This is a genomic window from Stenotrophomonas sp. 169 (assembly GCF_014621775.1).
Taxonomy (GTDB): Bacteria; Pseudomonadota; Gammaproteobacteria; order Xanthomonadales; family Xanthomonadaceae; genus Stenotrophomonas.
The window spans coordinates 279,818-293,013 of sequence record NZ_CP061204.1; the positions used below are offsets into that span (position 1 = coordinate 279,818).

Here is a 13,196-nt window from a genome sequence, read left to right on the forward strand (position 1 = left end):
CTGCTCGGCGTTTTTACCCGTAAACCCAGGAAACACCCATGGCCGATAAACCCACCCAGATGCTGCTCGACCCAGGTTTCGAACTGACCCTGCGTCCGATGCGCTACTCGCAGTTCTATGAGATGTACCGGAACGCGATCAAGAACACCTGGACGGTGGAAGAGATCAACTTCCAGATCGACATCAGCGACCTGCACAGCAAGATGTCGCCGGCCGACCGCCACCTGATCCACCGCCTGGTCGCGTTCTTCGCCACCGGCGATTCGATCGTGTCCAACAATCTGGTGCTGAACCTGTACCAGCATCTCAATGCGCCCGAAGCGCGCATGTACCTGTCGCGCCAGCTGTATGAAGAAGCGCTGCACGTGCAGTTCTACCTGACCCTGCTCGACAACTACCTGCCGGATCCGGACGAGCGCGTCAAAGCCTTCGCCGCGGTGGAGAACATCGACTCGATCAAGAAGAAGGCCGACTTCTGCTTCAAGTGGATCGACTCGATCCAGGACCTGCGCCGCATTGAAACGCGCGACCAGCGTCGTCAGTTCCTGCTCAACCAGATCTGCTTCGCCGCCTGCATCGAAGGTCTGTTCTTCTTTGCTGCGTTCGCCTACGTGTACTACTTCCGTTCGCGCGGCCTGCTCAACGGCCTGGCGTCGGGTACGAACTGGGTGTTCCGCGATGAAAGCGCGCACATGGAGTTCGCCTTCGAGTGCGTGGACGTCATCCGCGAAGAAGAGCCGGATCTGTTCGACGATGCGATGAAGCAGCAGGTGTACGACATGCTGGCCGAAGCGATCGAATGTGAAGTGCAGTTCGCCGAAGACGTGCTGTCCGGCGGCGTGGCGGGCATTTCCACCCGCGACATGCGCCAGTACCTGCAGCACTGCGCCGACAACCATTTCCATCGCCTGGGCATGGACAAGAAGTACAACGTGCGCAACCCGCTGTCCTTCATGGAACTGCAGGACGTGCAGGAGCTGACCAACTTCTTCGAGCGCCGTTCTTCGGCGTACCAGGTCGGCGTGAAGGGCGAAGTCGCCTTCGACATGAACTTCTGACCTGATCGTTTCTGCGTGATTTCAAGGCCCCGGCACCAGACCGGGGCCTTGTGCGTCCAGGCTTCACCATTCGGCTCGATGGGTTCATGCACATCGCATGCCTTCGGTAACGGCTTGCAGCTCGCGCACGATATCTTCTGCTCCGGTCCGGTCCGGGGTGTCATCTGCATTATTGAAGCCGCCTGTCTCCGCGACGTTCTGCACGAGTATCCCGTCACGACGTGGCATGACCAGAAAGCGGCCGGAACGCAGCGCATAGCGTACGGCGGGCTGTACCGATAGACGCACGGTTTGCCCTCTGACGGGAATGACGGACTCATCCCCGACCAATGCTCTGGCGCCGTAGCCTGTGGCATTGATGACCACGTTCTCAGGCAGAGCCGCCAGCTCGCCCAGAGAGCGGAATTCACGGATCTCGATGCGCCCCCCACGCGCCAGGAACTCATCCATCAATGCCTGCGCGTAAAGAGGGAGATTGAACATCATCCCCGTGAAGCAGCGTGCATGAGGCAATGGAAAAGGATGGCTGCCGGGAGGCAGTTCAACCGATGGGGGGAGAAAGTTGCTGGCGAACTTCGCGTAACGCGGTTCGTCCATTGCGTACGGTAGCGCCTCGAAGGAACGGTCGTCGTCGCGCAATGAGTTGTGCGACAGCCTGTAGCCATTGAACCATTCCACTGACATGCCCGGCTGTGCGATCGCTTGGGAATGTTCCTGGAATGAGAAGTTCGCCATGTCATTCCAAGCGCGGGTCCAGTCATCACCGTAGTCCGAAGCACAGAAGCGGGAGTCAGGCGACCACAGGCCGGTGGCACCCAAGGAAGCGATGGTGGGGGGCAATGCCTTGGCGTAGATGCGGACGGAGATACCCGCACGCTGTGCCAGCAACGCAGCACTGAGCCCCAACGGTCCGCATCCGGCAACTGCCATGGAATCGACGTTGCCCGAGGATGCTGCCTGCGCCAGGCCCAGCGCCTGTCGGCTGGACCCCCAGCACAGTGACCAGCCGCTTCCGCCATGACCATAGTTGTGGATGATCAGCTTTTCACCGATCTTTTCTGCTTCGATCCGCGGTCCAGCATGACGGAACGGACGCCTGCAGGTATTTACCCGGGTTATCAGGTCAACATGCGCCTGTAGGGCGGCGACCAGACTGCAGTCGTGCGGGCATTGCGGAGGTAAGGTCGCATTCCGGTGACGATGAGCGGGCTGTGCCTGTACCGCCCGGGGAAGAAGAGAGGACGGCACGCTGGTGATCAACGCAGCCGCAGTGCCGGCAAGTAGCGCACGTCGCTTCATGTTTCGCCCTCCTCGTCCAGGGGTCCGAGTTTCTGCACGGATCGGCTGGTTCTCAAGAGAAGGGGCTCACGCATTGCAGTATCATTGAAAAAATCACTCATTCGCCGATGGTTGCCGCTATGACGTCACTTCCTGCTGAGCTGCCGCCCATTGAAGTGCGCATGGCCGAGATCGTGTTTCCCAACCACACCAACCACATGGGCACGCTGTTCGGTGGCCAGGCGCTGGCATGGATGGATAAGGCCGCCTTTCTCGCCGCAGCACGCTATTCGCGCCGCACCGTGGTCACCGCGCGCAGCGACCAGGTCGATTTCAAGCTGCCGATCCGCATCGGACAGATGGTGGAAACGATTGGCCGCATCGTCGAGGTGGGCCGCAGCTCGATGAAGGTGCAGGTGGAACTCATCGCCGAAGACCTGCACAACGGCGAGCGCCAGCTGTGCACGCGCGGCCACTTCGTGATGATCGCGCTGGACGACGAAGGCCATCCCACGGCGGTGCCGGCCCTGCCGGATATCTCCCCGATCGTCTGATCCGACGCTTGCGCGGGGGCGCCGCTGCCCCCATTTGATTGCGTATGAGCCAGCCGCTTACCGATTTCATCACGCGCGCCCGCCGCCTGTTCGTCCTGACCGGCGCCGGCTGCAGCACCGCGTCGGGCATTCCGGATTACCGGGATGCCGATGGCCAGTGGAAGCGAACCCCGCCGGTGACGTATCAAGCCTTCATGGCCGAACCGGCCACGCGCCAGCGCTATTGGGCGCGCAGCCTGGTCGGTTGGCCGCGCTTTGGCCACGCCGTGCCCAATGGCACCCACCATGCGCTGGCGGCGCTGGAGGCCACCGGCAAGCTGCAAGTGCTGCTGACCCAGAATGTGGACGTGCTGCACCAGCGCGCCGGCAGCCGCAACGTCATCGATCTGCATGGCAGGCTGGATCAGGTGCGCTGCATGGGCTGCGAACAACGCACTGGGCGCGAAGACCTGCAGGATCGCCTGCTGCAGGCCAACCCTGGCTGGGATGCGTTGGACGCCGGCATCGCGCCCGATGGCGATGCGGATCTGGAAACCGATTTCTCTGCGTTCAACGTGCCTGACTGCCTGCAATGCGGTGGTCTGTTGAAGCCCGACGTGGTGTTCTTCGGTGAAAACGTTCCACGCGATCGTGTCGCTGCCGTGCACGATCATCTGCAGCGCGCCGATGCGGTGCTGGTGGTGGGCTCGTCGCTGATGGTCTATTCGGGCTTCCGGTTCGTGCAGGCGGCGGCGAACGCCGGCCTGCCGGTGGCCGCGCTGAATCGCGGCCGCACCCGCGCGGACGGGTTGCTGGCGTTCAAGGACGAACGTGACTGTGCCGAGGCATTGGCACCGTGGCTGGCAGGATGCTCTCCCGCCGCGTGAGGCCAGACGCAGGCCGCGCTTCGCGCTCGCCGAGCACGGCTCCGCACTACCGGACTGCCCGCAGCGTGGTAGCGCCGAGCCACGCTCGGCGGATTGTTTCCGGCATCGAGGGGCCTGACGCAGGCCACGCCACCCCCCGCGCAATCCTGTGATCCAACACAGCGCTTGATCTGAAACCCCATCGGCGCTGCAATAGACCCCTGTCTTTTTCCCCCTGCGAATCCCCCCACGTGAGCCAGCTGCTGTCGCCCGTCACTCTCGGGCCCCTGACCCTGCCCAACCGCATCGTGATCGCGCCGATGTGCCAGTACTCCGCCGAAAACGGCCAGGCCACGGATTGGCACACCATCCACCTCGGCAACCTCTCGCAGTCCGGCGCCGGCCTGCTGATTCTGGAAGCCACCGCCGTAGAGCCGCGCGGCCGCATCAGCCATGCCGATCTGGGCCTGTGGGACGACGCCACCGAGGCGGCGCTGGGCACGGTGCTGGAATCGGTGCGGCGCTGGTCGCCGATGCCGATCGGCATCCAGCTCGGCCACGCCGGTCGCAAGGCATCGGTGTCGCGGCCTTGGGAAGGCGGCAAGCAGATTCCCGCCGATGATGACAATGGCTGGACCCCGGTTGCACCGTCGCCGCGTCCGTTCCACGCCGGCAACCCGGCCCCGCATGAACTGACCGAAGCCGAGATCGCCGGGATCGTTGAAGCGTTCGCTGAAAGTGCGCGTCGCGCCGAGCGTCTGGGCATCCAGCTGATCGAACTGCACGCAGCGCACGGCTACCTGCTGCACCAGTTCCTGTCGCCGCTGAGCAACCAGCGCACCGACGGCTACGGTGGCGCGTTGCCCAACCGCATGCGGCTGCTGATCGAGGTGTACGACGCGGTGCGTGAGGCGGTGTCGCCGAAGATCGCGGTTGGCGTGCGCATCTCCGCCACCGACTGGGTACCGGGCGGCTGGGACATCACCCAGACCGAGACCGTGGCGATGATCCTGGAATCGCGCGGCTGCAACTTCCTGCACGTTTCCAGCGGCGGACTGGACGAGCGCCAGAAGATCGAGATCGGCCCGGGCTACCAGGTGCCTTTCGCTGCGGCGATCAAGGCCAAGGGCCGCATGCCGGTGATCGCCGTGGGCCTGATCACCGAGCCGGACCAGGCCGAGTCGATCCTGCGCCACAACCATGCCGACGCCATCGCCTTGGCCCGCGGCATCCTGTACGACCCGCGCTGGCCGTGGCATGCCGCCGCCGCTTTGGGAGACAGCGTGGCCCCCGCGCCGCAGTACCTGCGCTGCGAACCGCGCGAAGCCCGCGGCGTGTTCGAGACGCGCTGATCCGAGAACCGTCGGTGCGTGGGATGCCCACGCACCGCTTAGGTAGAGCCGACTTCAGTCGGCTGCTCTCCCGAACGCAACCGGATTCCCGTGCAGAGCAGCCGACTGAAGTCGGCTCTACCCCGTCGGTTCTACCGCGTCGCGGCGTCAGCTCGCCTGCACCTGCCATGCCGTCGGCAACCCCGCCTGCAGATGCTCGAACAACACCCGGATGCGGGCAGTGAAGTCGCGGCGGTCGCTCAGGCAGAAGAACATCTCCATCGGTTCCGGCATCCAGCGCGGGTCGTCGGCCAGCACGGTCTGCAGGCGTCCGTCGCGCAGGTAGGGTTCGGCAACGAAGGCGGCCAGCCGGGTGATGCCGCCGCCTGCGGCTGCCAGTTCAGCCAATGCGTCGATGTCATCGCAGATCATGCCGGTCTGCATCGTGGCTTCCACGCGTCCCTGTTCCCCCAGCATCCCCCAGCGCAGCGGCCGGCCATCAGCGGGGAAGCGGAACAACAGCGCGCGGTGAGCGGCCAACTGCTCTGGTGACGTGGGCGTGCCGGCCTGTTCCAGATAGGAGGGCGCCGCGCAGAACACGAACGGGATGCGCGCCAGGGGCCGTGCCACCAATCCGTCCTGCAGTTGGGCGCCGATGCGGATGCTGACATCCACCGACTCTTCGGCATGCCGCACGGCGCGGTCGGACAGCCGCAGTTCCACCTGCAGTTGCGGGTGGCGCCGCTGCAGCGCTGGCAGCATGGGGGCCAATACGTGCCGGCCGAACGCACGGCTGCAGGCAATCCGCAGGGGTCCCACCGGCTCGATGTCGCCGCTGCTCACGGCGGCCTGCGCGCCGGCCAGGTCGGCCTCGATGTGCTGCACTTTGGCCAGGTACAGCGCGCCGGCCTCGCTGAGCGACAGCGAGCGGGTGCTGCGGTTGAACAAGCGCACGCCCAGGTGCGCCTCCAGCCGTGCGATGTTCTGGCCGACGGCGGTGGCGCTGATGCCCAGGGCACGGGCTGCGCCGGCAATGCTGCCGGCCTCGGCGGTACGGGTGAAAGTGCGGATGAGCTGGAGCAGGTTCATGACCGCACAGCGTGCCACGGTCGCCCCCAAAGATCTGCTTCGGTCTGTCCCAAGCAGCGGACGGCTGTGCCGGCCGGCCGTCTCGGGCATGCTGGCCCGCTGTTCCCGCAGCGCCCGTCTGATGACCGATTCCACCGCCTCTGCCCGCCGCGGCCTGAAACTGAGCCACCGCACCACGCCCTACGTGTTTGCCTTCTTCATGGCCGGCATCATGGCGATGCTGATGTGCATGGTCATCACAGCGGCGCATGCCGGCGTGGACGGGGCTTACCTGGCGCGCGTGCTGCAGGCCTATGCCCTCGCCATGCCGGTCGCGTTCTGCTGCGTGCTGGTGGTCCGTCCCCTGGTGCTGCGGCTGGTGGCCTTGACCGTGCACCCGCCCGGCTGACGCGGCAGGCGCTGGCTCCGCGCATCGCTTCGTGGCAGGCTCAAGGCGTTCAATCTGGAAAGGAATTCCCGATGCACTCGATGACACGCGCCCTGCTGCTGTCCCTGCTGCTGTCTTCCTCGGTGGCGGCGGCTGCGCCTTTGGATCCGGCGACGGGCCTGGCGGAACGGCTGCAAGCGCTCGACGAAGGCAGCGGAGTGCAGCCGATCGCGCAGCGCATCCAGCATCTGCGCGCGGTCTATGTATCCGACGCACGCGTTGCAGCGCTGGACACGCAGCCATCCGACCTGTGCGATACCGTCGCCGCCAGCGACCTGGACGAGCTCTTCGCAGGGACGTGGCGACTCAACTTCTACGCGCGCGAACCAGCCCTGCTGCAGCGGATGACCTGCCTGTTCCAGCGCATGAAGCAATCCGGGACTGCCAGCGCACAGGCGGCGCGGGACCTGTACGGCGCACTGGTCGCACAGCGTCGGTTCGTGGCCGCCAACGCGCTGCGTCAGAGCGAAGCGTTGAAGGTGGACGAACTGCCTGTGGTCAGTGGTGAACGCACGACCGGTCTGCAGGTGCTGCAACTGCAGGATGCGCTGCATGCCCGCCTGGCTGAGTTGCCACGCGATGGCACCCGGGTGATCGCACTGGTGCATCCGTACTGTGGTTTTTCGATGGACGCGCTGGCCGCGATTGCCGACGACCCCACGCTGGCCTGGCTGCGGCCACAGCTGCAGGTCGTAGTGCCCAGCGACAATAACTGGCCGGTCACCCGGATGCTCGAGTGGAATGCCGCACATCCGGATCTGCCGATGCAGCCGATGCAACCCGGCACTGCATGGGCTCCGTTGTTGACCGGCTCGACCCCGACGTTCCACGTGCTGCGTGACGGCGAGCTGCGGGCCAGCGCCAGCGGGTGGGCAGACGATGGCGCCGCACTGCGCAAGCTGCGGCCCGTGATCGGGGAGGGACGCTGACAGTTGCATCTGACAGCATCCATTCCGCAGCGCAGCATGGTGGCCTAGACTTGGCCGGATGCGACCCGACTCCATCCTTACCCTGTCCTGCCCTGACCGTACCGGCATTGTGTACCGCGTGTCCGGACTGCTGTACGAGCATGGCTGCAACATCCTCGACGCTCAGCAGTTCGGCGATGAGGAGAGTGGCCGATTCTTCCTGCGCGTGCATTTCGACCGCGATGCCGGCTTGCCGCTGGAGACGGTGCACACGGCGATGACCGCGCTGGGCGAAGGCTTCGGCATGGACTGGCAACTGCATGACGGCCGTCGCCGGGCGCGCCTGCTGGTGCTGGTCAGCAAGCAGGGCCACTGCCTCAACGATCTGTTGTTCCGTGCCCATAGCGGCCAGTTGAAGGTGGATATCGCGGCGGTGGCCTCCAACCACGCCGACTTCGCACCGTTGGCGGCCTCGTATGGCATTCCGTTCCATCACCTGCCGGTCAACGCGGATACGCGCGACGTGCAGGAACGGCAGCTGATCGATTTGGTCGAGCGTGAGCAGATTGATCTGGTGGTGCTGGCGCGCTACATGCAGATTCTTTCGCCGACGCTGTGCCGCGCGTTTGCCGGGCGGGCGATCAACATCCATCACAGCTTCCTGCCCAGCTTCAAGGGTGCGCAGCCGTACCACCAGGCGCACGCGCGCGGGGTCAAGATCATCGGGGCCACCGCGCACTACGTGACCGAAGACCTCGATGAAGGGCCGATCATCGAACAGGATGTGGCGCGTGTTGACCATGCGATGACCCCACGCGACCTGGTGCGGCTGGGCAGCGATACCGAATCCCAGGTGCTGGCCCGCGCGGTACGCCGGCATGTAGAGCACCGCATCCTGCTCAACGGGCATCGGACCGTGGTGTTCCGCTGAGGCCGAGCCCGGGTAGCGCCGAGCCACGCTCGGCGAGCGCGAAGCGCGGCCTGCGTCAGGGATCACGATGTCGGATGGAATCCGCCGAGCACGGCTCGGCGCTACCATGCGTAGCGCTCCCATTCCGGGTAGCGCCGAGCCACGCTCGGCGAGCGCGCAGCGCGGTCTGCGTCAGGCATCATGAAGCCGGATGGAATTCGCCGAGCATGGCTCGGCGCTACAGCGCGCGGCGCGGCCTGCGTCGGGCATCGCGTTGCGCGTTCCCGCGCGGGGCCTCAGGTCACAGCAGCGCGATACCCGCGGTCGCCAACGCCTGTCGGGTGGCATCGTCGTTGTCGGCACTGACCGGTCGGGTCAGGTCCCAGTGGAAGCCCACGGCGAAGCCGGCACTGACGGCGTCCTGTGCGGTCCACAGCACGCAGTAGTCACGCGCCAGCCCACACACATGCACCTCGCTGATGCCGCGCTCGCGCAGCCAGCCGGCCAGACCGGTTGGCGGACGGTTGCCGTCCGGACCGTGGTTCTCGCGGAACGCGCTGTACGAATCCACCTGCGGGTTGCTGCCCTTGCGCAGCACCATGTCGGCTGCATTCCAATCAACGCCCGTATGCAGCGCGGCGCCTGCCGAGCCTTGGATGCAGTGATCCGGCCACAACGTCTGCGCATGTCCGTGCAGCGGGATCTGGGCGAACGGCTGCCCGCCAGGGTAGTGACTGGCGAAGGACGCGTGGTTGGCCGGGTGCCAGTCCTGGGTGGCCACCACCGTGCGATACCGCTTCTGCGCCAACAGTGCGGCAATGGGCGCGACCAGCGCATCACCCTCAAGACAAGCCAGGGCGCCACCGGGCATGAAGTCCGGTTGCAGGTCGACGACGATCAGGGCCACGTGGGCGGGCAGGGTGTTCATGGCATCAGGGTAACGGCAGGGCCGTCAGCGGGGTAGAGCCGGAAGGGTAGAGCCGACCAGGTAGAGCCGACTTCAGTCGGCTGCCTCCCGCATCGCGCATCGTGCTGATGGCAGCCGACTGAAGTCGGCTCTACCTTGGTCGCCCCCCACGTCCGACCCGCAGGTCTGACCGACAACCGGGCCCACAGGTGGACCCAACCGTCCTCTCCCGGTCAGGCCACGCTGGACTCCGCATGCTCGGCACGCAGTTCTGCTGCAGCGGCCACCAGCGCTTCCAGCGCGGCGCGGGTTTCCGGCCAGCCGCGGGTCTTCAGGCCGCAGTCCGGATTCACCCACAACTGCTCCGGCTTCAGCACCGACAGGGCCTTGCGCAGCAGGTCCACCATCTCCGCCTTGTCCGGCACGCGCGGGGAATGGATGTCATACACGCCCGGGCCGATCTCATTGGGATAGTTGAAGCGCACGAAGGCATCCAGCAACTCCATCCGCGAACGCGAGGTCTCGATCGAGATCACATCCGCATCCATCGCCGCAACGGAGTGGATGATGTCGTTGAACTCCGAATAGCACATGTGCGTGTGGATCTGCGTAGCGTCGCGTACCCCACTGGTGCTGATGCGGAACGATTCCACTGCCCAGTCCAGGTAGCCGCGCCACTGTGCGCGACGCAGCGGCAGTCCTTCGCGGATGGCCGGCTCGTCGACCTGGATCACGCCGATGCCGGCCGCCTCCAGGTCATTCACTTCATCGCGCAGGGCCAGCGCGATCTGCCGGCAGGTGACATCGCGTTCCTGGTCATCGCGCACGAACGACCACTGCAGCACCGTCACCGGTCCGGTCAGCATGCCCTTCATCGGCTTGCGGGTGAGGGACTGCGCATAGCGAGACCAGCGCACCGTCATCGGCTGCGGCCGGCTGACATCGCCGAAGATCACCGGCGGCTTCACGCAGCGCGAGCCGTAGCTCTGCACCCAGCCGTTGCCGGTGAAGGCGAACCCTTCGAGCTGCTCACCGAAGTACTCCACCATGTCGTTGCGCTCGAACTCGCCATGCACCAGCACGTCCAGTCCCAGTTCCTCCTGCACGCGCACACAGTCAGCGGTCTGTTGCTCGAGGAACGCCTCGTAGTCGGCCAGCGAAAGTCTGCCGGACTTGTGCCGGGCGCGGGCGTCGCGCACGTCCAGCGTCTGCGGGAACGAACCGATCGTGGTCGTCGGCAGCAGCGGAAGTCGCAGCGCGGCATGCTGGGCCAACCGTCGCTGCGGATAGGTCCCATGGCGCTGTGCGTCGGCCTTGCCCAAGCCGGCCAGACGCGCGGCCACGGTGGGGTTGTGCACGCGGGGCGAGCGACGGCGCGCATCCAGTGCATCGCGGTTGGCGGCCAGCCCGGCGTCCGCAGACGGCTGGCCATCAAGTGCGTCGGCCAGCACGCGCAGTTCCTGCAGCTTCTGCCGCGAGAACGCCAACCAACTGCGCAGGTCATCGTCCAGCTTCTTTTCCAGCGACAGATCCACCGGGGTGTGCAGCAGCGAGCACGACGGTGCCAGCCACAGCAGATCAGGACCGCGATCGGTCTGTGCATAGCGCGCCAGGATCAGCGCATTGTCCAGTTGGGTACGCCAGATGTTGCGCCCGTTGACCAGGCCGGCCGACAGCACGCGGTCGGCCGGCAAGGCGTTCAGCACGGCATCCAGCTGCTCGGGCGCGCGCACCAGGTCCACGTGCAGGCCCTCCACCGGCAGCGACGTGGCCAGGGCCAGGTTGTCGTCCAGCGCCCCGAAGTAGGTAGCCAGCAGGAGCTTGGGTCGCGCTGCCGCGTTCGCACCCAGCACCGCATACGCGCGCTCGAACGCCCCCTGTGCCGCCGCATCCAGGTCCTGCACCAGCAGCGGTTCGTCCAGCTGCACCCAATCGGCACCCGCTGCCTTCAGGTGCGCCAGCAGGTCCACATAGGCCGGCAGCAGTGCGTCCAGCAGGTCCAGCGCGGAAGACCCATCGGTCGTCTTGGCCAGTAGCAGGAAACTCACCGGCCCCAGCACGACCGGGCGGGTGTGGATGCCCAGTGCCTTGGCCTCGCGGAATTCGCTCAGCGGCTTGTCACCGCGCAGGGCGAACGCCTGCCCGGCCTGCAGTTCCGGTACCAGGTAGTGGTAGTTGGTGTCGAACCACTTGGTCATCTCCAGCGCGTGCAGGTCGATGCCATCGCGCTGCAGGCCGCGGGCCATCGCGAAATACGCGGCCAGCGGCTCACGTTCGGCAAGTGCGCGGTAGCGCGTGGGAATGGCGTCGAACAGGAAGGCGGTATCCAGCACCTGGTCGTACAGGCTGAAGTCATTGCTCGGCGGCACGTCGACACCTGCGTCGACCTGCAGTTGCCAGTGGCGTGCGCGCAGTGTGGCGGCGCTGGCCTGCAGGGTGGCGGTGTCATCCTCGCCACTCCAGTGGCGTTCGAGAGCCCGCTTCAATTCGCGCTTGGCGCCGATGCGGGGAAAACCCAGGTTGGTAACGATAGTCATTGCAGCGTGTCCTCATTGCATGTCGGCATTGAGGAACGAAGGAACCGCAGGACGTCGCGCGCCGTTGCCGGCCTACGCCCATCCTGCCAGCGACCTTCGCCCCCGCGGGCGAACCGGATGCCGTGGACAGGTGCACGTGCCGACGCATCCCGCAGGCGGCGGGACGGCATGGGCCCGGGCAACCTCCCCGCGGAGATTCCAGGTCAGATCGGGGGACGGTCGTGTCCCCCGGCCGGGGCCGGTATTCGGGCTGTTGGACACGGGCGTTACCGCCCACCTAGTGTCCGCCGCTTCCCAGGCGTTGGCCCAGTGCTGTTGGCGGAGGTCGTTTCCATTCACCGCTGCGGGGCAGCTCCGGAATGCGTGCACAGGGCACGGTCACCGGATTCCCGTTTAAATCCATCCCTTCATCCGAATGAAGCGATGGATACCTTCGGCGACCACACGTTAGGCCGAAGCGGCTGCGCGGTCAAGCGCCGTTTCGGTCACCCTGCATCCAAAGTGCCGCCTGCGCCGTATATGCCCATGAGCCCCCTGCGGACCCACGCCATGCGCGCCTCTTTCGCCCCGTTCCTGTTGCTGACCGCCTTCATGCCCCTTGCCGCGGGTGCGGCCCTGACCCGCGTGGAGGGCGTAGCGGTGTCGCCCAAAGAGGGGCGTCCGCTCTACCGCGAGACCCACTACCTGCAGGACGTGGACGGGCGGCAGGCGCGATTGGTGCTGTATCGCTGCACCGACGGGCGGGCCTTCGCGCGCAAATGGATGCCGCCCGCCACCGATGCGCAGGCGCCGGATTTCGACTTCGTCGACGGGCGCGACGGACGCCGCGAGTCGGTGCAGCGGCAAGGGAGCAAGCGGGTAGTCAGCATCCGCTCCGCTACCGCCGCGGCCGAACAGGGCAAGGCGCTTGAGATGCCGGCCGGGGGGGTGATTGATGCCGGATTCGACGCCGCCGTGCGTGCGCACTGGTCAACGCTGCTGAAGGGCGACACCGTGTCCTTGCCGTTCCTGCTCACCAGCCGCCAGCGCTGGGTGCCGGTCACGCTGCGCCGCGTCGCCGCCATCGACTGGCAGGGGCAACCGGCCGAAAAGCTGCAGATGCAGCTCGATGCCTGGTTCGGCTTTGCGGTGCCCGCCGTGAGCCTTGTCTATGCCCGTGAGGGTCGCCGCCTGCTGGAGTTCGAAGGCACCGGCAACGTGCGCGATGCCAACGGGGCGTGGCCGCAGGTCCGCGTACGCTTCAAGGATCCGCCGCAGGCCACCGATGACAACGCGCTTGCACAGGCGCGCGCGCAGCCCCTGGTGGCCTCATGCACGGGCTGACGGGCTTGCGATATGCGTCACGAGCAACG

General features: G+C 66.1%; 12 protein-coding genes and 1 riboswitch. Of the genes, 8 read left to right on the top strand and 4 right to left on the bottom strand.

Annotated elements, in window-relative coordinates; all coding sequences use genetic code 11:
• The first annotated feature begins 38 nt into the window (after nucleotides 1-38).
• Nucleotides 39-1,058, top strand: coding sequence for a ribonucleotide-diphosphate reductase subunit beta (locus ICJ04_RS01075; RefSeq protein WP_188325733.1), 1,020 nt, complete (start codon nucleotides 39-41; stop codon nucleotides 1,056-1,058).
• An 84-nt stretch (nucleotides 1,059-1,142) separates the two neighbouring features.
• Here ICJ04_RS01075 and ICJ04_RS01080 read toward each other — a convergent pair whose 3' ends face one another.
• Entirely contained in the window at nucleotides 1,143-2,357 is a 1,215-nt protein-coding gene (locus ICJ04_RS01080; protein WP_188325734.1) for an FAD-dependent oxidoreductase, read from the bottom strand.
• A gap of 119 nt (nucleotides 2,358-2,476) precedes the next feature.
• Between ICJ04_RS01080 and ICJ04_RS01085 the strand changes: the two genes are divergently transcribed.
• From ICJ04_RS01085 to ICJ04_RS01095, 3 genes are all read left to right on the top strand, one after another.
• A complete protein-coding gene (locus ICJ04_RS01085; protein WP_188325735.1) occupies nucleotides 2,477-2,890 on the top strand; it encodes an acyl-CoA thioesterase in 414 nt (137 codons plus the stop codon).
• Between the two features lie 44 nt (nucleotides 2,891-2,934).
• Nucleotides 2,935-3,756: an NAD-dependent protein deacetylase gene (locus tag ICJ04_RS01090; protein WP_188325736.1), complete on the top strand. Its 822-nt coding sequence runs from the start codon at nucleotides 2,935-2,937 to the stop codon at nucleotides 3,754-3,756.
• Between the two features lie 230 nt (nucleotides 3,757-3,986).
• Nucleotides 3,987-5,087 (top strand): NADH:flavin oxidoreductase/NADH oxidase, encoded by a 1,101-nt coding sequence (locus tag ICJ04_RS01095; protein ID WP_188325737.1) that lies wholly within the window; start codon nucleotides 3,987-3,989, stop codon nucleotides 5,085-5,087.
• Between the two features lie 147 nt (nucleotides 5,088-5,234).
• Here the strand turns inward: ICJ04_RS01095 and ICJ04_RS01100 are convergent, their stop codons facing one another.
• A complete protein-coding gene (locus ICJ04_RS01100) occupies nucleotides 5,235-6,155 on the bottom strand; it encodes a LysR family transcriptional regulator (RefSeq protein ID WP_188325738.1) in 921 nt (306 codons plus the stop codon).
• Between the two features lie 121 nt (nucleotides 6,156-6,276).
• Here ICJ04_RS01100 and ICJ04_RS01105 point away from each other — a divergent pair, with 121 nt between their 5' ends.
• The 3 genes from ICJ04_RS01105 (at nucleotide 6,277) to purU (ending at nucleotide 8,421) form a co-directional block, all read left to right on the top strand.
• Nucleotides 6,277-6,543 carry a DUF2798 domain-containing protein gene (locus ICJ04_RS01105; RefSeq protein WP_188325739.1) on the top strand — a complete coding sequence of 89 codons (267 nt, stop codon included), beginning with the start codon at nucleotides 6,277-6,279 and terminating at the stop codon, nucleotides 6,541-6,543.
• 71 nt (nucleotides 6,544-6,614) lie between these two features.
• On the top strand, nucleotides 6,615-7,511 hold the full coding sequence (locus ICJ04_RS01110; protein ID WP_188325740.1) for a hypothetical protein: 897 nt from the start codon (nucleotides 6,615-6,617) through the stop codon (nucleotides 7,509-7,511).
• A gap of 58 nt (nucleotides 7,512-7,569) precedes the next feature.
• Nucleotides 7,570-8,421 (top strand): formyltetrahydrofolate deformylase, encoded by an 852-nt coding sequence (purU, locus tag ICJ04_RS01115; RefSeq protein WP_188325741.1) that lies wholly within the window; start codon nucleotides 7,570-7,572, stop codon nucleotides 8,419-8,421.
• Between the two features lie 280 nt (nucleotides 8,422-8,701).
• Here the strand turns inward: purU and pncA are convergent, their stop codons facing one another.
• Nucleotides 8,702-9,328, bottom strand: a complete 627-nt coding sequence (gene pncA / locus ICJ04_RS01120; RefSeq protein WP_188325742.1) for a bifunctional nicotinamidase/pyrazinamidase — start codon at nucleotides 9,326-9,328, stop codon at nucleotides 8,702-8,704.
• A gap of 212 nt (nucleotides 9,329-9,540) precedes the next feature.
• Entirely contained in the window at nucleotides 9,541-11,844 is a 2,304-nt protein-coding gene (gene metE, locus ICJ04_RS01125; RefSeq protein WP_188325743.1) for a 5-methyltetrahydropteroyltriglutamate--homocysteine S-methyltransferase, read from the bottom strand.
• A gap of 218 nt (nucleotides 11,845-12,062) precedes the next feature.
• A riboswitch (cobalamin riboswitch) is annotated at nucleotides 12,063-12,294 on the bottom strand.
• Between the two features lie 75 nt (nucleotides 12,295-12,369).
• Between metE and ICJ04_RS01130 the strand changes: the two genes are divergently transcribed.
• Nucleotides 12,370-13,167 carry a hypothetical protein gene (locus ICJ04_RS01130; RefSeq protein WP_223202955.1) on the top strand — a complete coding sequence of 266 codons (798 nt, stop codon included), beginning with the start codon at nucleotides 12,370-12,372 and terminating at the stop codon, nucleotides 13,165-13,167.
• The last annotated feature ends 29 nt before the right edge of the window (nucleotides 13,168-13,196 follow it).